This window comes from Cobetia sp. PDI-12MA, assembly GCF_059507695.1.
The window spans coordinates 290,938-310,368 of record NZ_CM183351.1 but is presented as its reverse complement, the minus strand read 5'-3'; the positions used below and the strand labels follow the sequence as shown (position 1 = coordinate 310,368).

The window sequence follows — 19,431 nt, the reverse complement described above, 5'->3', positions numbered from 1 at the left end:
GGTGTGTCGACAGGACAGGCAGGCATTCCGTTCAGATTACCGCGAGCTTACTCCGTATCTAACATAAGGTCAGCATCAGGTCAGCATCGACTCAGCATCAGGTCAGCGCCAGCTTGAGCACGATGATGAAGATGACCGCGACCGTCAGCCACTTGACCCACCGCGCCCCCGCGGGACTCATGTTGACCCGCGCGCCGAGAAAGGCACCGCTCATGTTGCCGATCGCCAGCACCAGACCATAGGCCCAGCGCACCTGACCATCGAACACGAACACCGCCAGCGCCGGCAGGGTATACATCAACACGATGAAGACCTTGAAGACGTTGACCTGGGTCAGGTCGATCTTGAGCAGCCGGTAGAGCACCACGATGAACAGCACGCCGACACCGACCTGGATGAAGCCACCATAAATGCCGATGCCGAACATCGCCAGCACCACCACGGGCGTGACGCGCTCCGGCGTCAGTTCACGGGTGTCGATGCGCGGCGTCGGCAGCAGCATCATGATCGAACACACCACCATCACCACGATCAGGACACTCTCGAAGGCCTCGGCACTGATGCGGGTCGCCAGCCAGGCCCCCAGCATGGCGCCTGCCACGGCAGGCACGGCCAGCCGCCAGGCCACCCCCATGTTGTGTGCACCCGCCTTGAGGAAGGTGCTGGTCGCGGTCGCACTCTGCAGCGCGATCGCCACGCGATTGGTGGCATTGGCCTGGGCAGGCGGCAGACCGAGAAACATCAGCAATGGTAGCGTCAGCATCGAGCCACCCGCCGACAGCACATTGATGAAACCGGCCACGCCTCCCAGTGCAATCAGCGCCACTACGCTGATCAGATCAAGGCCGCTTGTCAGCCCTGCAACATCCGACATCATGCCGACATTCCTTGTCCCACTATTCCGTTGAGTGAAGACGCCTGCGGCAGACATGCCCCAGAGCGCGCGATGCCCGACACACCACCCTCGCGTGACTGAGCGGGGGAAAGTGATGCCGGGCATCGTTCATAGCATATCGCGTCGCGTCACGCCTGCTTCAGCCATATCGGCTGACGCGTCTGGCGCTCATCCGACACGCCTGGCTCAGTGCGCCAGCGCTTGCTGGCGGCCACTCTGGCGCACGCTGTAGGCCAGCACGCCCAGGAAGATGACCAGACCCGCGAGGTCGTAGGTCAGCTGACCATGCGGCCACAGCATCAGCGCACCCAGCGGGAACATCGCCAGACGCAGCCACCAGGGCAGCTCGTGCTCCAGATAGCCTTCCAGGCCCGCGACGATGGCGTAGATCCCGAACAGCGCGAACACGAACACCGTCAGCATCTCGCCGATGTCGCCGGAGATCAGCGGGCTCCAGGCGAACAGCAGCGGCACGATGTAGAGGCCCTTGGCGATCTTCCAGGCCATCAGGCCGGTCTTCATTGGCGGCGTGCGGGCGATCGCGGCTGCCGCGAAGGCGGTCAGGCAGACAGGCGGCGTGACGTTGGAATCCTGGGACAGCCAGAAGATGATCATGTGCGCACTCACCAGCGCCATGGTCAGCACGTGCGGCGACAGCGCCTGCTCATACAGCTGGCTCTGGAAGGTATCCGGCACCAGCGCCAGCAGTTCGCGGGCGGCGTCCATGCTCATCGGCGCGCCCAGCAGATCCAGCTTGTCCGGTGCGGCCAGCATGAAGATGGCCTTGGCCTGCTCCGGCAGGTTGCCCGCCGCCAGCAGATCCACCAGCTGGGAATGGGCGATCAGGTTGTAGAGCGCCGGGGCGGACAGCGTGCCCAGCACGATATAGGACGCCGTCACCGGTAGGCCCATGCCCAGAATCAATGACGCCAACGCGATCAGGATGATGGTGATCAGCAGGCTGCCACCCGCCCAGTCGGTGATCATCAGCGAGAAGGTGTTGCCGATACCGGTGGTGGAGACGACGTTGACGATCAGGCCGACGGTGATCAGCAGGATCGCGGTGGTGGTCATGTTGCGCACCCCGGCCAGCATCGCCTCGATGATGTCGCCGAGCTTCATCGGATTCTTCGACAGCCAAGAAGCCGCGATGACGGACAGGATCGCGATGCCGGCGGCGTAGGTCGGCGTGAAGCCATAGATCAGCGCGCCGACCAGCACGAACAGCGGTGCCAGATAGTGCCAGCCATCCTTGAGCACGTCCTTGAGACGCGGACCCTGCGGGTCGTCCAGCGCCGTGGCATCGGAGCGCTTGGCCTCGATGCGCACGAACATTGCCACCGACAGGAAGTAGAGCAGCGCCGGCAAGGCGGCCACGCCGACGATGGTCAGGTACGGCACCTGGGTGTAGGACGCCATGATGAAGGCGCCTGCACCCATCACCGGCGGCATCAGCTGACCACCGGTCGAGGCGGCTGCCTCGACGCCTGCCGCGAAGCGCGCCGGGAAGCCGGCACGGCGCATCAGCGGAATCGTGATCACGCCAGTGGAGACGGTGTTGGCGACACTCGAGCCTGACACCGAGCCCATCAGGCCGGAGGCGAACACGGCCACGAAGCCCGGACCACCCTTGAAGCGACCCGCCGCGCAGCGCGCCAGATCGATGATGAAGTCACCCGCGCCGGACTTGACCAGGAAGGCCCCGAACAGGATGAACATGAACACGTAGGACCAGGAGATGCGCGCGATGGAGCCCAGCATCCCTTCGCCACCGATGAAGCTTCTGAACAGCACCGTCTCCCAGGTCAGGCCCGGGAAGTTGAATACGCCGCCCACATACTTGCCCCACCAGGCCACGTAGGTCAGCGCGATCAGACACAACACCGGGATGAACCAGCCAGTGGTGCGACGCGCGAACTCGAGGATCAGACCGACCGCGACGATGGAGACCACCCAGTCCGCGGTGGAGAACACCACGCCACGGTCATAGAGCGCATCCTCGAAGCCGATCAGGTAGAGGCCGCAACCCAGTGCCGCCAGCCCCAGCAGGACATCCACGCCCAGCACCCAGCGCTTGGCACCATCACTGGCCGGGGTCAGCATCGGAATGGTCAGCGCACACAGCAGACCGAACAGGCCGTAGTGCAAGGCGCTCACCCACAGCTCCGACAGGGTCGAGACGGTGTTGAAGTACAGGTGCGCCAGACAGATGACGATGGAGATCACGAAGACGGCACGCCCCAGCCAGGGCAGCTCCATGCGCCACGGCGCAGCTTCGGCGGATTCGTCGCGCACACCGGAGAGATCCGGCTCCTGCGCTTCGCTATCAGTGGGACGAGAGGGCTCTGGCGAGCGGGAATCATGCATGGCGTTGCCTCAAGACGGGATCAGACAGCGATGGCGCAGCGGCGACTTGCGTCACCATGCGCCCGGGCTTGCGAGGAGAATACGGGCTTCTACAACAATCATTCGTGGGCACTGCTCTGGTCCTGCGCCTCACCTTGTCCGCGCGGGGCAGTGACATGGCGCCGGACCGGCGGTGGTTTATTGGTCTGGGAAACTGCGCTGCCCTCACCGCCGCCAGAGGCGAGCGATGAGGGCAGCGGGAACATCAGGTGTGGATCACTCGGCGATCAGGCGCGCCGGAATCTCGATGCCCTGCTCCTTGAAGTAACGTGCGGCACCCGGATGCAGCGGCAGCGGCAGGCCCGCGATGGCCTTGTCGAGGGCCATGGCCTTGGTGGCCGGGTGGATGTTGTTCAGGAACGGCAGGTTCTCGTACATGGTCTTGGTGATCTGATAGACGTCTTCTTCGGAGACATCGTCACGCACCACCAGGATGTTCGGCTGGGCGATGGTGTTGATCGCCTCGTCCTGGCCCGGGTAGGTGCCAGCGGCAATTTCATACGGGGTCCACAGCTCGAACTGGGAGTTGACCTTAGCCAGCTGCTCTTCGGTGAAGTCCAGCGTGGTGATCTCACCGCCCAGGTTGGCGTAGGCGCGGGTCACGGCGGAGGCCGGTGCACCGGCCGGAATGTTCATGCCGTCGATGTTGCCGTTCTGCATCGCGTCGGCGCTCGGGCCATAGCCCATGTAGGCCAGATCCATCTTGTCGGCATCGATACCCAGCTGCTCGAGGATGAAGCGACCCGAGCCTTCGGTGCCGGAATTCTTCTTGCCGATGGAGAAGCTCTTGCCGTAGAAGTTGGTCATGTCCTCGATGGTGCCGGTCTTGACCTCATCGTTGCGGGCCACGAAGTGCTCGACGTTCTGCCACAGCATCGAGATGCTGCGCAGGTTCTTGTGCGCCTTGTTGACCGGCGGGGTGCCATTCCATGCCCAGGCGCCGTAGAGGCCCTGGATGATGCCGAACTGGGCCTGGTCCTCTTCCATCAGCTTGAGGTTCTCGCCGGAACCGGCAGAGGAGATCGCGGACACGGAGATGCCGGCGGTCGGCTCGAGCTTGACCTTGATCAGCGTGGAGAGTGCCACGCCGACCGGGTAGAAGGTGCCACCGGTGGTGGCGGTACCCATGATGTACTTGCCTTCCGCCTGAGCCACGGCACTGAGACCAAGAGAGGCTGCGATGGCGAGACCGAGACCGGCCTTGAGGATCTGGCGCTTTTGCATGGAGTGACTCCTTGGCGAACCTGCCGGGCGCAGGTTGAGCGTTCTTGTAATGTGGGTAAGCAGACGGACATAGCGGCTGAGCAGGCTCTGGCCCTGGGCGGTGCTGGCCATGTCGCGACCGACAATGCGCAAGGTAGCCCTCTTTTGCGTGGGGCGTTCGTTGCGAGCCTCTGCTTCAGCGTAGGAAGAAGGTTAGCAACTGTCCGCGCGACGCGGTATTTGGCGATGGGGGCATTGCGCAGCCTCCAGAGCGCGCACGGGCAATCCGCAAAGTGGCAGGATTCTGCCGATCTGGTCACACTGAGGGCATTCGCGGGTGTTCAAGCCAAGGCGTCCGCCACGATTCGGGTTACCCTTTGCCCTCGACTCACGCCCGCCCTGCTCCATCCGATCAAGGAGAGACGATGCCCCCCTTCAGCCTTCACCCGCAGCTGGATGCCGACACTCACTTCGTGGCCGATCTGCCGCTGTGCACCGTGCGCCTGATGAACGATGCGCGCTATCCGTGGCTGATACTGATTCCGCGCCGCGATGCCATCCGCGAGATCTATGAGCTGGACAGCAGCGCCCAGCAGCAGCTGTGGCAGGAAACCACCCAACTGGGCGAGCTGCTGATGACGGTGAGCGGCAGCGAGAAGCTCAATATCGGCGCACTGGGCAACATGGTGCCGCAGCTGCACATGCACGTGATCGCCCGCCGCAGCGATGATGCAGCCTGGCCGGGGCCGGTGTGGGGCGTCGGCACGGCCGAGCCCCACGACAACGAGGCGCTGACGATACTGATCGACACCCTGCGCATGAAGATCGCCGAGCTGCCGAGCTATTCCTACTGACAGCGTCACCGGCGCTGTCACTGACATCTACGCTTTCACATCTACGACAACGGGGCCCGATGGGCCCCGTTGTCGTAACTCGCAGGTAGTGTGTGGCAGGTAGCAAGCGACAGGTAGTCAGTGGGATACCAGCCTTGCTGGCGCTGATCTCACTCGTCGCCTGAGGTCTGTCCTGAGGATCTCGGGCCCAGAGGGCTCTGGAGGGAGGTGCCCGGCGCCGAGCGATCGAACGGCGAAGCACCACGACCGGTGGAAGAGTCCAGCGCCTTGAGACTGCTGGCGACCAGCAAGGCGCCGAAGACAGTGATGATGATGCCGCCGAGCAGACCGACCAGCGCCGCCCACGGCCACTGACGACGCGCGCGGCCGTCCGAGTGCGGCCCACCCAGGCGCGCGCCGGCCGCCGCCAGACGTCCGCTGGCCTTCATGATCAAGGTGGCCATCGCCACGCTACCCACCGTCAGCGCGGTGCCCAATGACATCGCCAGCACCGCCAGTACCCCGCTGCCGACCATGTTCAGCGCCAGCGCGGCCAGCAAGACCAGAATCGCGCCGGAACACGGCCGCAGGCCGATCGCCAGCACCGCCATGCCCATGGTGCGCCAGTCGCCACTGGCCTGCTCCGCCGTCACGCCATGCGCATGACCGCAACCGCAGTCATGTCCATGTGAATGAACATGGCCGTGAGAGTGAGAGTGAGAGTGAGAGTGAGAATGTGAGTGGTCGTGGCCAGGCGACGGCTCGAACGCCAGCCCCTGCATCGCTGACGCCTCTGGCTTGGTCGTGCCTGAAACCGGGCTTGAGACAGCCCGGGCGCTGAGCGCGCGCCACAAGGAACGCGCGGCGCGCCACAGCAACAGCCCCCCCAGTACCAGCACCCCGAGATGACTGAGCAAGGTGACCTTCTCGACCTGCCCGAGCACATCGCGCCCCGCCCAGTCGAGCAGCCCCGCCCCGAGGCCGACCAGCACCAGTGCACTGACGCCCTGCAGCAAGGCCGCCAGCAGTGACAGCCACAGCGCGCGGCGCCGAACGATGGGCTGACTGACCAGCAGCGTACTGATGACGACCTTGCCATGCCCGGGGCCCGCGGCATGCAGCACGCCATAGGCGAAGGACAGCCCGATCAGCGCCCAGGGGGTGCCCGGATGCGCGGCAAGCTCGCTCATCGCTCGCCCCAGCGAGCGCTGGAAACGTGATTGCTCGGCGAAGACCCACCCCAGCGCCTCGCCCCAGCCCTGCACCAGGCCTGGCCAGAGCGCCATGCCCAGCACGAGCAGCCCGCAGCCGACCGCCAGCCAACCGGCCAGGCGCCGCCCTCGCGACGAGGCCGGCTTCAGCAGGCCATCGCGCATGCCCTTGAGGCTCTTGATATCGCCAAGCCCGCTGGTGTCCTTCGGCTCACTGCTCATCAGCCACCTCACAGCTGACACTGCCGACTTCGGCGAAGTACTGGCCGAGATCCATCGGAGCAGTGGCGTTGATATCCAGCATCGAGGCCTCGGCGACCTTGGACGGGTCCGGGTCGGCCGGCGAGATTCCCGGCGTGCAGCTCAGCGCCGAGCCCTGCCCTTCCAGCCCGCTCACCACCAGTCCTTGCTGCACGGCGATGGCGTCCGGGTCATGCAGTATCTCGATGTAATAGGTGGGATCGTAGATGCGATAACTGAGGGTGTGGCCAGCCATCGCGACCGGCTCGGCCAGCGGCAGCTCCATCTGGAAGGCGACACGCTCGCCCTTGAGCCAAGTGGTCTGGCGCGTCGCCTTGCCAAGCGCCACGGGCTCGCCGTCCAGGGTGACATGGGTGTAGTAATCGAACTGCGACAGATTGGCCAGAATCTCGCTGCCCAGCACATCGAGACGCTGCTCCATGCTGGTATCGTCCTCAAGTGCGGACAGCTCCTGACGCAGCGTCAGGCTGTAGAAGGGGTCGAGCAGCCAATACTGGCGCATCGCGACGGCCCGCCCCTGGTCATCGAGACGCAACGTCACTCGCAGGTCGACCCAGCCGTGCGGGTGGGCGGCGGCAGGCTGACTGACGACCAGGGTGCCCAGCATCAGCAACGGCGTCAGCCAGGCTACGGGGCGCAGGCCATGACGAGATAGGAAACGCGCCAGCGCGGACGACAGCGCCGCCACCAGGCGATGAACAGCAACAGACATCGAGAAACTCCGGCAGAACGTCACGGGGACGACAGGAAAGATTTGGCAGGATGTTACTTCATGACCAGACGGGCGGCACCCCGACGCAGCCCGAGGACACCTTCGACAAGCAGTGGTGATGGTCAGTTCGCCGGATCCTCATGACCATGACGAAAGTCTTCACGGCGCAGTCCGTACTTGTGCATCTTGAGATTGAGCGTGCGCCGCGGCAGTGCCAGCTCCTCCAGCACCTGAGCGATGTTGCCGCGTGCGCGGGTCAGGGCGGCGCGAATCAAGGTCGACTCGAACATCGCCACCTGTGCCGCCAGCCCCTGGTCCTCGCTGCTCGCCAGCGCCTCGTCGCTCCCACCATTGCCGGCCTCGTCTGCATTCTCCTTTGCTGAGGCATTGCCCGGCGCGGATGGCTGTCGCGTCGTGGACAATTCCCCCAGCACCACACGGCGACTGGCGGCCTGGCGCAGCTGCCAGAGATTGCCCGGCCAGTCCGCCGCCATCAATGCAGCCAGCTCACCGCTGGCGAAGGGTTGCGCCTCCACCTCGTGCACCTCGGCGGCCTGACGGCTGAAGTGCGCCATCAGCAACGGGATATCCTCGCGCCGCTCGCGCAGGGCGGGTGTCGTCAGTTCGATCTCGGCCAGCGCATGCCCCAGGGTGCGAGTCAGAGGCCCGCTTGCCATCAAGTCACCCACGCTGCACAGCGCGCTGCACACCAGCCGCGGCGCCTGGCGGGCGCCGTCCTCACGAGTGGCGATCCAGCCGTCCAGCCACTGCCATTGCGCGCCACTCAGTTGGTCCACCTCATGCAGCAGCAAGGTATTGGCTGCAGGACATGCCGCGAGTGCATCCTCGATCGCGCTCGCCAGTGCCTCCGCGCCCTCTGCCCTGGCTTGCGACAGGGGGGCGCATTCCACTCGCGCCAGCAAGGCCGTCGCCGCCGTCGGCATGGCGGTAGATGAGAGCGATGCCTCAGCAGGCGGCGCATGCTCGGCCAGCGCCAGCGCCAGAGTGCTGCGCCCGCTGCCCGTCTCGCCGCTGATCCAGACACGCGCCGGATGTCCGCGCAATTCAAGCAATCGCTCACGCAGCTGGCGAATCTGACGACTCTCGCCACGCAGCAGACCACTGAGGCCGCGCACGCTCAAGCGGCGGCGCAGGCGTTGGTTTTCATCACTCAGACGCCGCCCCGCCAGCGCCTGACGCAGCTTGAGCTCCAGTGCTTCGGGGTCAAACGGCTTCTCGATGAAATCGCGCGCGCCGGCCTGCATCGCGGCAACGGCCGTGGCGACATCGCCGTGGCCGGTCATCATCAGCACCGGCAGCTCCGGTGCCTGCAGCGCAAGCCGCGCCAACAGCGTCAGGCCATCCATGCCCGGCATGCGAATATCACTGATCACCACGCTGACCGGCTCGGCGGCAGCCAAGGCTTCCAGCAGCGCCTCGGCGCGCGAGAAGCAGCGCAGGTGGATCTCGGCGAGTTCCAGCCACTGGGTGAGGGATTCACGCACCGCCGGGTCGTCATCCACCAGCCATATCGGGGCCTCGCGGGTCAGATCGCTGTCCTGCTGCAGGCGCAGCTCTGCCGGGTCCAGGCCCGTGGCGGCAAACTCCTCTGCGCCCTCGAAGCCAGCGCTGTCGTGCGTATAGCCTGTCATTCGTGCGAATACCCCGTCATGTCACGGATTGCTGCCCGCTGCCTTGCCGTGGAGTGTCGTCAGTGGCGTGCTCCGCTTCGGACGCCGGCGTGCGTAGCCACAATTCGAAGCAGGCGCCGCCCAGCGCAGAGCCATCGGCCAGACGCAGCTGGCCACCGAGGTCGCGCGCCAGGCCATAACTCAGAAACAGCCCCATCCCCATGCCTTCACCGACCTCACGTGTGGTGGTGAAGGGATCGAACAGCGTGGCACGCAGCGCAGGGTCGATGCCGGGGCCATTGTCCTCGATACGCAGACATCCGCCCGGCTGCCCCTCAAGACTGGCCACTGACGGCCAGGCCTGCCAACTGAGGCGCAATCTCGGGGCCGCGCGGCCATCGTCAGGCTCGTCGCTCTGCTGACCGGCCTGCTGCGCTTTCTGCTCCCCTTCCAGCGCATCGAGCGCATTGCGGATCAGGTTGGTCAGCAACTGCTCGAGACGCACCTGTTCGCCCATCACGATGACGTCCCGGGGCAGCGCCTCCCGCTCCACCGTCAGATCGAGGGCGGTGACTCGCTCGGCGAGCAATTCCAGTGCGAAGTCGATGCGTGGCGCCAGCGCCAGGGCAACGGGTGCCTGCTGACTGGCCGGACGCACGAAGACCCGCAACTGGCGAATCATGTCCGCCAGGCGCTCGGACAGCTCACTGATGCGCGTGAAGTTGCTGGCGGCGGATTCGGCGGCACGTGCGGTCAACTCGGGGCGCGTTGCGGCGGAGGCGATGCCCCGCGCCAGCAGTTTGCCGCCGCTGGCAGCGTAGGTGCGAATGCCGACCAGCGGCTGATTGAGCTCATGGGCGATACCGGCCGCCATGGTGCCCAGTGCGGCCAGCTTGCCGGCCTGCACCAGCTCATCACGCGTGGCCTCGAGTTCGCGCGAGCGCTGGGCGACCCGCTCCTCGAGGCGCTCGTTGATCTCGCGCATCATCACCGCTTCACGCCGAATCAGCCCCAGGCGCGCCTGACGCTCGCGCATCCACAGTGCCATCATCGCCAGCCCCAGAATCACGGCGAGCCCGACCAGCACCACATTGCGCGCCTGAATATAAAGTGGCCGCAGCGGCATCAGAAAATGCAGCTGCCAGCCCAGCGGCCCGCTGGCCAGCGACTCATCCAGATAGCGTTGGCCCATCGCCGCCGTCGGCAGCGGCACGATCTTCGACGCCGCCAGCTCGTGGTTGTCACCCAGCACCAGGCTACCGTCCTCCAACTCCCGCGACAGCGGTGTCAGCGGCGCTCCGCGGAACTGCTGCTGCGCCCGAATGCTGTCCAGCGCCTGCGGCTCGATCGCCTCCAGCGCGCGATATTTCCAGTTACGCCGCGAGGCCAGCAGCACGATGCGATTGGCATCGGCGAGCAGCACCGTCTCTCCCGCCTGGCGCCAGGTATCCTCCAGCGCTTCCAGCGAGACCTTGACCACCATGACGCCCAGCGGCTGGCCCTCGGCCGCCAGCACCGGCGCCGAGACGAAATAGCCGGGACGCCCGGTGGTATTGCCGACGGCGAAGAATTCACCGCGCCCGCGCGCCAGGGCATCGATGAAATAGGGGCGATAGTCGTAGCGATAGCCGACGAAACTGTCTGGCTGATCGAAGTTGCTCGCGGCCACGGTCATGCCGTCGCGGTCGGTCAGGAAGATGGCCGCCGCGCCGGAGGCGCGCGCGACACGCCGCAGATGCTGGTTGAGGTCACTGCTCGAACCTAGGGAAGCGACGGCGCTGGCGGCATCGGGCTGATCTGAGGGGATCACAGGCGCCGTTGCCGCAGGTGGAACGCCCTGCTCGCCGAGGGCGATGCGCACACGGGCCTGGCGTGCCAGCAATTCCGGCAGCCACTGGAAGCGCGACAACTCGGCATTCAGGGTGCTGGCGTAGAAATTCAGACGAGTCGCGGCGTGCTGGCGGGCATCACGCTCGCTGCGCGCCAACTCCCAGTGCCAGAGAGCAAACAAGGCCATCAGCCCGACCAGCAGGCTGGCCGAGAGCGCCAGCCAGGCCAGACGCCGACGGCGCAGCGCACTCAGCGTCATGGGCAGTCACACCGCGCGAGCGCGGGCTCGCCCGGGCTCCGGCTCTGCCTGCCTGCAAGGTGCTGCACAAGGCCAGTGAGGCGACGCTGGGGGCCACCTCGTGGAGTTGTCATGTGCGGAGCAGTCACGGCGCGCCGATCACCGGCACGGTGCGCGCATTCAGGGTCACGGCGACCTCCACCAGCAGGTTGTCGAGGCGGCCCGGCGCGATATCGGCGCCATTGCTGTCACCGCTCACGCTGAGACGAATCTGGCCGTTGACCTCGCTCACCCAGGCTTCCAGCGCCAGCGGCGGCCGGGCAGCGTAGCTGGCATCGAGACGCTCGAGGTCCGGGTCTGCCCGCTCGATGATGAAGCCACGCTCCGCCAGCGTCGTCAGCAGGGTGACGAAGACCTGCCGGGAGCTCAGGGTGCCACTGTTGGGGGCGATCACCGCGGTGCGTGAGTCCGGCGCATGGGTCGGCTGATTCATGCAGCCACCCAGTACCAGCAGACCGGCGAACAGCGTCGCGAGCCCCAGACGTTGCCACAGAGAGCGTGGAGATACCTTGCACATGACCATCAGCGAACCTCCCGTGGATCACGACCCGCCAGCGCGGCCTGCAGCTGACGCTCGATCTGGCGGCAGCTGTCGCTGTCATTGTGAGGACGGGCATCGATGACGTAGCCACCCTGATTGATGACCTGCTCATCGCGGATCACGCGCACGCGCTCGTCCGGCGCGACCAGCGAAATGCGCTCGAAGCTGATCGGGTCATCACGGAAGGTGTCATGGCCGACGCCCACGCCGAAATCGTTGCCTGCCGCGACGCCATAGCCCACCGAGAAGCCGATGCGCGAGCCGAAGGGCCCGTCGATCGCACCCAGGCCCGGCTGGTCCACCTTGCGCTCACCCGTCACCACGCCCAGCGCCTGTTCACTCTCGCGGATCTTGTAACCACGGGCTTCCACGACCTGCGCCGCGGCACGCAACCACTGATTGGCATCGCCCTGACGCGGGAAGATGCAGGCCTCGGGCAGGCCAGCGCTGTCATTCGCGGCCAGCGGGTCCTTGCCGGAAAGGGCCGAGCAACCGCTCAGCAGCACCAGCCCCACTGCGAGCAATGTCATGCGCGGCAGTCGCGAGCGTGCTGACGTGTCAGCCAGATCCGGCCGCGCGGGAAATTCGGAAAGTCGATGGAGCATGCGAACGTCTCCGGTCAGCCATTTGAGTCGACGCGACATCATGATTTTCACACCATGAGACACACCAGAGGCACTAGACTGACACATAAGTCTTGTAGGGTTTCTGCATAATTATGGTATCAAGACAGCGGGATACCCTGGATGCAGGAAACCTCATCTTAGCCTCCAGCCATGCCAGCGCCTACCGTATCCAGCACCCGACAATCCGTGACAAGGCCGCACTGGCATTGCCATTTCACACGACGATCACGCAACGCCAGTACTACCAGTGCCACTCGCTCGGTGCGCAAACCGCCGGTCATCGCGCGCAACACTGGTTACATATGGAAACGATATCGCGCGGACAACTCACGACGCTACAGGTTCAATAAGTTACCATTATCGACGAATAGGCAATCAGGGAGAGAAATTTATGTCAGAAAATGCCGACCAGCCCACGGTCGCCAAGATCAATCCGCCAGTCTTCTTCGGCTCCGCCGCCGTGATTTTGGCGTTCGTGATCTTTACGGTCGCCATGCCGGATACCGCGCAGACCGCCTTCGGTCATGTCCAGACCTGGATCATCGACACCGTCGGCTGGTTCTACCTGCTGGCCATGGGCCTGTTCGTGATCTTCACGCTGGGTCTCGCCTTCTCGAGCTATGGCGACATCAAGCTGGGGCCAGACCATTCCGAGCCGGACTTCAGCTACGGCTCCTGGTTCGCGATGCTGTTCTCCGCGGGCATGGGCATCGGCTTGATGTTCTATGGCGTTGCCGAGCCTGTCTTCCACTTCACTGCGCCTCCGGTCGGCGATGCCGGCACCGTCGAGGCCGCCCGTGAGGCCATGAAGACCACCTTCTTCCACTGGGGCATCCACGCCTGGGGCGTCTATGCCGTGGTGGCGCTGGCACTGGCCTACTTCAGCTTCCGCCATAACCTGCCGCTGCGCATCAGCTCTGCGCTGTATCCGCTGATCGGCAAGCGCATCCATGGCCCGATCGGCCATGCCGTCGATATCTTCGCCGTCTTCGGCACCATGTTCGGGGTCGCGACCTCGCTGGGCCTGGGCGTGCTGCAGGTCAGCTCCGGTCTGCATTACCTGTTCGATATCGACAATGACCTGACCACCCAGATCATCCTGATCGCCATCATCACCTGTCTGGCGACCGTTTCCGTGGTCATGGGCCTGGACGGCGGCATCCGTCGTCTCTCCGAGCTGAACCTTGGCCTGGCACTGGCGCTGATGCTGTTCGTGCTGTGCGTTGGTCCGACCATCTTCCTGCTGCAGACGCTGATCCAGAACATCGGTGGCTATCTCAGCGAAGTGGTCGACAAGACCTTCAACATGTTCGCCTATATCCCGGAAGATGGCCCGTCCAAGTGGCTGGGTGGCTGGACCCTCTTCTACTGGGGCTGGTGGATCGCGTGGTCCCCGTTCGTGGGCATGTTCATCGCGCGCGTCTCGCGTGGCCGCACCATCCGTGAGTTCGTCTACGGCGTGCTGTTCGTGCCGATGGGCTTCACCTTCCTGTGGCTGACCTTCTTCGGCGACAGCGCCCTGCACATGCTGCTCACCGATACCGCAGGCAACCTGGCGGAAGCGGTCTCCGCCGATGCTTCCGTGGCGCTGTTCAAGTTCCTGGAGCTCTTCCCGTTCGGCAGCATCACCTCCATGCTGGCCACCCTGCTGGTAGTGACCTTCTTCGTCACCTCCTCGGATTCCGGCTCGCTGGTCATCGACATGCTGACCTCCAAGGAAGGTGACGAATCTCCTGTCTGGCAGCGTGTCTTCTGGGCCTTCTCCGAAGGTTTCGTCGCCGTGGCGCTGCTGATGGCAGGTGGCCTGGGTGCACTGCAGACCGCCTCACTGGCCTCTGCCCTGCCGTTCGCGATCATACTGATGTTCGTCTGCTATGGCCTGCTCAAGGCACTGCGTCTCGAGGGCGTCAAGCAACGCTCCATGCAGCACCTGAGCAACACGCCGGGGCACACCGCCGGTGGCGCACGCAGCTGGCAGAAGCGCGTCCAGACCCTGGTCGAGACGCCGCGTCAGAAGAACGTCGAGCAATACCTGATCAACACCGTCACGCCGGCACTGGCGGATGTCGCGAAGGAATTCGAGGCCCAGGGCCTGGATACTCGCGTCAATGACGAGGAAGACCGCAGCTATCTGCAGGTCAGCCACGGCGAGGAAGTCGACTTCGTCTACGGTGTGCGGGTGCGCGAATACGCAGCACCGGCCTTCGCGCTGCGCAACGTCAAGCGCAAGGGCACCAGCGACGTGGAACGTCATTACCGCGCCGAGGTCTTCCTGCGTGAAGGTGGCCAGACCTATGACGTCATGGGTTACACCAAGGAGCAGGTGATCGGCGACGTGCTGGACCAGTACGAGAAGCACATGCACTTCCTGCACATGGCGCGCAACTGACGCCTGAGCGTTGCAGAAGTGATGACAGCTGATGACATGGCTGTCGCAAAGGCCCCGCCCCGTGCGGGGCCTTTGCGTATTTGGCCGAAATCAGAATGTCCGAGCCGACGACATTGGCTGCAATATCCGTGTGCGACCTTGAAAACCGCGTGCGCGCACCACATCTCTTTCCAAGCATTCATCTACGGCTTGAGGGTGGTGCGCCGGCGACGATAGGGGCGGCCGATGAGGGCGATACAGTGAATTCGTTACCCTGCATCCCGACCAGCCTCTACACTGGTGGCATACTGGCAGCACGGCTCGCCACCTGCATCTCCACTTTCCCCACAATGCCGTTCACTTCACATTTTTCAGGAGAGTCTTCATGTCCAACGATACCAATGCCATCGGCCTGCACACTGCCAGCGCCACTCAGCTGGCCGAGCACCTCAACATCCTGCTGGCCAACTACCAGACCTTCTACATGAATGCCCGTGGCTACCACTGGAACGTGAAGGGCAACCAGTTCTTCGAGCTGCACGTGAAGTTCGAGGAAACCTACACCGACCTGCTGACCAAGGTCGACGAGATCGCCGAGCGTATCCTGACCCTGGGTCACGAGCCGCTGCACGCCTACAGTGACTACGCACGTGTCGCCACCATCAAGGAAGACACCCATGTCAGCGACGGCACGGCTTGCATCAAGGGCCTGCTGACCGGTTACAAGTCTCTGATCGAACTGCAGCGCGAGATCATGTCCGTCGCGTCTGACGCCGATGATGAAGGCACCGCCTCACTGGTCGGTGACTACATCCGCGAGCAGGAAAAGACCGTGTGGATGCTGTCCGCCTACCTGGGCGAGTAAGCGCTCAAGCCAATGCAGCGCCAGGACATGGCAGCGCGGATCTCTGATACTGCTGCCTGACGCTGTATTTGACTGACACTGGGCCGCGAGGCATTCGCGCAGTGTGAACGCCGCCTTTCGACCCTGCACACGCGGGACTCGGAAGGCGGCGTTGTCATGTGGCCATGAAGGCCCGCCAAATACCGACCAGGAGGGTTGCATGTCACTGCCGCTGACACGTCTGCTACGCAAGCTGCTGCATGTGGCTGCCAAGCCCATGCGCCACGCCCAGGGCAAGGATGGCTATGTCATTCACGCCTATCGTGGCTACGGCTCGCACAGCGAAGCCTTTCTGATGGGGCGCATCTTCCGCCAGCCAGGCTCACGCAGCCAGCTGGCCCCCGGTGCCGGGCGCGACCTGATGGATGTCGGCCGCCGCATGCTGCGCTGGGGCAAGAGCGGCGTCGAGGTAGAGGTCGCGCTGGGGGACAACCGCACCACCGCCATTACCGACCGCGATGGCTACTTCAGTGTGCATCTGCCGCTCGATGCGCCACTGGAGCACCAGGGCCAATGGCATACCGCCCGCATCACGGCGTGTCCGCCAAAGCAGCCCCCGGTGGAGGGCGAGGCACAGGTCTATCTCCCCCCCATCAGTACGCGCCTCGGGGTGATCAGCGATATCGACGACACCGTGATGTACACCGGTGTCGCCAACAAGCTCAAGATGCTTTATCGCCTGTTCATCGAGTCTGCCGAACGCCGCACCGCCTTCCCCGGCGTGGCCGCGCTCTATCAGGCGCTCCATGAGGGTGATGACGGCCAGCAGCAGCGCCCGCTGCTCTATGTGTCGCGTGGTCCGTGGAGCATCTACGAGATGCTGGAAGTCTTCTTCCAGCACAATCGCATCCCGGTCGGGCCGATCCTGTTCCTGCGCGAGTGGGGGCTGACCCTGCAACGCCCGCTGCCCAGACGCTCCGAAGACCACAAGCAGGCGCTGATCGAGAAGATGCTCGGCCTGTATGACGAGATGCAGTTTCTGCTCATCGGCGACAGCGGCCAGCATGACCCGGAGGTCTACGCCGAAGTCGTGCGCCGCTATCCCGGTCGCATCTGCGCGATCTACATCCGCCAGATAGGCGATTCGGACTCGCGCAAGGCCGAACTGAACCAGCTTGGCGAGGAGCTGGCCGCTCTCGGCTGCGTGATGCTGTTGAGCACCAATAGCCTCGACATGGCGCACCACGCGCATGCCAACGGCTACATCGATGCCGCCAGCGTCGAGATGGTGCGTGCCGAGATCGAGCACCAGCTCGCCGACGAACCGGCCTGAGCGCTTCGAACGCCAGCGGACAGGTAGCGGCAACACAACGCAAGACGGAGACCCCGAGGTCTCCGTCTTGCGTTTGTGTGACTGACATATGGCTCACCGGACGGCACAGCCGAAGGACGGCCTCAGACGATGCGTGAGCGAATCAGCCGATCGAGCGACAGGCGCCCCGGGCCTTGCAGCACCAGCACCAGCAGGCTGGAGAGCCACAGACCGTGGGTCACCCAGGCATGGGGATAGACGAACAGCTGGATGGTCAGCGTCATGAGGGCCAGCCCCAGCGCCGCGAAGCGCGTCCCCAGCCCCAGCCACAGCATCAGCGGGAAGAGGTGCTCGGCGATGGTCGCAAGCCACGCGGCCAGTATCGGCGAGACCAGCGGCAAGGCGTATTCGTGCTCGAACAGGAAGAAGGTGCTGTCCTTGATCGAGAAACCGTCGACCTTGGTCTGCGCCGACATGAAGAACACGGCACCGACCACGATACGCATCAGGATCAGTACCGCATCCATGCGCAGGTTTTCCAGCCAGACGAACACTTTCAGGGCCTGCCCCGCCACACCGGTCCGAACCGCAGGCGTCGTTGATGATTCAAGGCTCATGATGAGAACTCCTCAAGAGTGCGCAAGGGCGCGAAGGGTCGAGCGGAAAAGAACCGTGCAGGATAGAACCGTGCAGGATGGAACAGAGCAGGAAGCTACCGAGCAGAATCAGGTCGGCGCGCGAAAGGCACCACTTGCCAGCAGGGGGGCCAGCAGCGGCCCCAGTTCCTGCTCGGGGTGCGCGTCCGCGAGCCGCGCTGCCGCGTCCGCCAGCGTCTCCCCCGCCAGCAGCAGCTCGAGCAGCAAGGCAGCGGCCTCACACAGCACCGCGACCTGCACCTCCAGCGCCGGGCGCGTGATCAACACCTGCTCCGGTCGTGCGATATCCAGCCCTTCAAGCGTCGCGCCGGCATGCTGATGGCGCTGCCAGATCTCGAGCACCGCATGTTCCAGGCGCAGCAGGCATGCTGCGGGGTGCGCCGAGAACCTGAGTTCCATCACTGCCTCAGGCGGCAACCCCGCCAGCTGTGTCGGCACCAGGGCCTCGGCGTCCGCCGCGTGATAGGCCACCAGACGAGCGGCCTCGAAGCGTGCCAGGTCCACCGCATAGAACGGCAGCTGAGCAGCTGATACCTGACGCGCGTCGACCAATGTGGTCAGGGTCGCGTGCAGGGTTTCGGCAAGCCCGGCCCCGTACTCCATCATCAGCGGTGAGCGTGGCAGATGCTGGCGAGAATGATCATGGGCCAGGGCCGCAAAGAAGCGCTCGCCCACCACCTGTCGGGTCACCGGGTAGGCCTCTTCCAACGCACTGATCAGGCTGGCCCAGACATTGTTGCGATAGACATCGAGGCGCTGCTGATGGCCTGCCTCGATACCGGGCAGCGCGGCATCGGGCTTGGTGAGTGCCTCGATGAAGGCGCGCTGCCAGTCGGGCTGGCGCTCAGCGCTGGCATGCCGCTCGAGAGAGCTCATCGGGCGCCCTCCATGCCGGAGCGCGTCAGCTGCTGCGCCCGTGTGCTGTGCAGCAACGCCTGAGCGCGCGTGGTCTGCCCCAGCAAGACCTCCAGCGCCGGCACCTGGGTATCCCACTCAATCAGGGTCGGACGCGGCCCGATGCGATTGATGAAGTCGGCATACAGCTCCCAGACCTCATCACAGACCGGTGCGCCATGATTGTCGATCAGCAGGCCCTCACGCGTGTCCTCGCCATGCCCCGCCAGATGGATCTCCCCGACGGCGCGGGCCGGAATGGACTCCAGCCAGGCCGCGGGATCGATACCGATGTTGTGCGCCGAGACGAAGACATTGTTGACGTCGATCAACAGACCGCAGCCACTGCGCTCGACCAGGCGAGTGAGGAAATGCGTCTCGGGAATCAGTTCCGATCCCAGCTCGCGCGCATCGAAACGCAGATAGTGGGCGGGATTCTCGATCAATACCTGACGGCCCAGGGTGTCCTGCAACTGCATCAGGTTATCGCTGACCCGTGCCAGCATCGCGTCCGTCAGCGGTACCGGCAGCAGGTCGTTGTAGAAGTGGCCGCTATGGCCGGCCCAGGCCAGATGTTCTGACACGCTGGTGGGCGGGTGACGCTCGCAGAGCGTCCTGAGGCGCGCCAGATGCGTGGCATCCAGCGGGCGCTCCGATGCCAGCGACAGGCCGACACCATGAATCGAGAGAGGATACTCCTGCAGCGCATCCAGCCGGGCATGGGGGGCCCCGCCGGCGCCCATGTAGTTCTCGGCATGAATCTCGAGAAACCCCAGTGCCGGTCGCGACGACATCAGCTCACGCACATGCTGCGCCTTGAGACTGATGCCGACGGCCATCTCGTCGAGTGAGGGACAGGCCGCACCGAGATCCGGACTGCCGGAGGGAGGGAATGGCTGGTGCATGAAGA

Annotated in this window: 16 protein-coding genes; 4 read left to right on the top strand and 12 right to left on the bottom strand. The window is 64.6% G+C overall.

Annotation, left to right across the window (positions count from 1 at the left end):
* Nucleotides 1-97: 97 nt before the first annotated feature.
* The 3 genes from AC5WNI_RS01415 to AC5WNI_RS01405 form a co-directional block, all read right to left on the bottom strand.
* Entirely contained in the window at nt 98-877 is a 780-nt protein-coding gene (locus tag AC5WNI_RS01415; RefSeq protein ID WP_254627115.1) for a sulfite exporter TauE/SafE family protein, read from the bottom strand.
* A gap of 204 nt (nt 878-1,081) precedes the next feature.
* A complete protein-coding gene (locus AC5WNI_RS01410; protein ID WP_254627132.1) occupies nt 1,082-3,154 on the bottom strand; it encodes a TRAP transporter permease in 2,073 nt (690 codons plus the stop codon).
* A gap of 363 nt (nt 3,155-3,517) precedes the next feature.
* Entirely contained in the window at nt 3,518-4,525 is a 1,008-nt protein-coding gene (locus AC5WNI_RS01405) for a TAXI family TRAP transporter solute-binding subunit (protein WP_175090037.1), read from the bottom strand.
* A gap of 404 nt (nt 4,526-4,929) precedes the next feature.
* Here AC5WNI_RS01405 and AC5WNI_RS01400 point away from each other — a divergent pair, with 404 nt between their 5' ends.
* Complete coding sequence (locus AC5WNI_RS01400) at nt 4,930-5,358, top strand: HIT domain-containing protein (RefSeq protein WP_175090038.1); 429 nt, start codon at nt 4,930-4,932, stop codon at nt 5,356-5,358.
* A gap of 149 nt (nt 5,359-5,507) precedes the next feature.
* On the opposite strand, the gene AC5WNI_RS01395 is transcribed toward AC5WNI_RS01400, so the two are convergent.
* The 6 genes from AC5WNI_RS01395 to AC5WNI_RS01370 all read right to left on the bottom strand — a co-directional run bounded on the left by AC5WNI_RS01395 (nt 5,508) and on the right by AC5WNI_RS01370 (nt 12,351).
* Nucleotides 5,508-6,770, bottom strand: coding sequence for a nickel/cobalt transporter (locus AC5WNI_RS01395; RefSeq protein ID WP_487886089.1), 1,263 nt, complete (start codon nt 6,768-6,770; stop codon nt 5,508-5,510).
* Complete coding sequence (locus AC5WNI_RS01390; RefSeq protein ID WP_487886088.1) at nt 6,760-7,521, bottom strand: DUF1007 family protein; 762 nt, start codon at nt 7,519-7,521, stop codon at nt 6,760-6,762. The genes AC5WNI_RS01395 and AC5WNI_RS01390 overlap by 11 nt, the downstream gene beginning before the upstream one ends.
* 122 nt (nt 7,522-7,643) lie before the next feature.
* Complete coding sequence (locus tag AC5WNI_RS01385) at nt 7,644-9,173, bottom strand: sigma-54-dependent transcriptional regulator (RefSeq protein ID WP_175090041.1); 1,530 nt, start codon at nt 9,171-9,173, stop codon at nt 7,644-7,646.
* Between the two features lie 16 nt (nt 9,174-9,189).
* Nucleotides 9,190-11,241: a sensor histidine kinase gene (locus tag AC5WNI_RS01380; protein WP_285460574.1), complete on the bottom strand. Its 2,052-nt coding sequence runs from the start codon at nt 11,239-11,241 to the stop codon at nt 9,190-9,192.
* Nucleotides 11,242-11,365: 124 nt separating this feature from the next.
* Nucleotides 11,366-11,797 carry a hypothetical protein gene (locus AC5WNI_RS01375; protein WP_487886087.1) on the bottom strand — a complete coding sequence of 144 codons (432 nt, stop codon included), beginning with the start codon at nt 11,795-11,797 and terminating at the stop codon, nt 11,366-11,368.
* A 5-nt stretch (nt 11,798-11,802) separates the two neighbouring features.
* Nucleotides 11,803-12,351, bottom strand: coding sequence for a hypothetical protein (locus AC5WNI_RS01370; protein ID WP_495928572.1), 549 nt, complete (start codon nt 12,349-12,351; stop codon nt 11,803-11,805).
* A gap of 487 nt (nt 12,352-12,838) precedes the next feature.
* On the opposite strand from AC5WNI_RS01370, the gene AC5WNI_RS01365 reads away from it, so the two are divergent.
* The 3 genes from AC5WNI_RS01365 to AC5WNI_RS01355 all read left to right on the top strand — a co-directional run bounded on the left by AC5WNI_RS01365 (nt 12,839) and on the right by AC5WNI_RS01355 (nt 16,992).
* On the top strand, nt 12,839-14,836 hold the full coding sequence (locus AC5WNI_RS01365) for a BCCT family transporter (RefSeq protein ID WP_285460576.1): 1,998 nt from the start codon (nt 12,839-12,841) through the stop codon (nt 14,834-14,836).
* A 364-nt stretch (nt 14,837-15,200) separates the two neighbouring features.
* Complete coding sequence (locus AC5WNI_RS01360) at nt 15,201-15,680, top strand: Dps family protein (protein ID WP_166019656.1); 480 nt, start codon at nt 15,201-15,203, stop codon at nt 15,678-15,680.
* A gap of 199 nt (nt 15,681-15,879) precedes the next feature.
* Entirely contained in the window at nt 15,880-16,992 is a 1,113-nt protein-coding gene (locus AC5WNI_RS01355; protein WP_487886086.1) for an App1 family protein phosphatidate phosphatase, read from the top strand.
* Between the two features lie 122 nt (nt 16,993-17,114).
* Here AC5WNI_RS01355 and AC5WNI_RS01350 read toward each other — a convergent pair whose 3' ends face one another.
* From AC5WNI_RS01350 to bufB, 3 genes are all read right to left on the bottom strand, one after another.
* Nucleotides 17,115-17,588, bottom strand: coding sequence for a DoxX family protein (locus tag AC5WNI_RS01350; RefSeq protein WP_285460577.1), 474 nt, complete (start codon nt 17,586-17,588; stop codon nt 17,115-17,117).
* A gap of 108 nt (nt 17,589-17,696) precedes the next feature.
* Nucleotides 17,697-18,503, bottom strand: coding sequence for an HvfC/BufC N-terminal domain-containing protein (locus AC5WNI_RS01345; RefSeq protein WP_175090048.1), 807 nt, complete (start codon nt 18,501-18,503; stop codon nt 17,697-17,699).
* Nucleotides 18,500-19,426: an MNIO family bufferin maturase gene (bufB, locus tag AC5WNI_RS01340; protein WP_487886085.1), complete on the bottom strand. Its 927-nt coding sequence runs from the start codon at nt 19,424-19,426 to the stop codon at nt 18,500-18,502. The genes AC5WNI_RS01345 and bufB overlap by 4 nt, the downstream gene beginning before the upstream one ends.
* Nucleotides 19,427-19,431 lie beyond the last annotated feature (5 nt).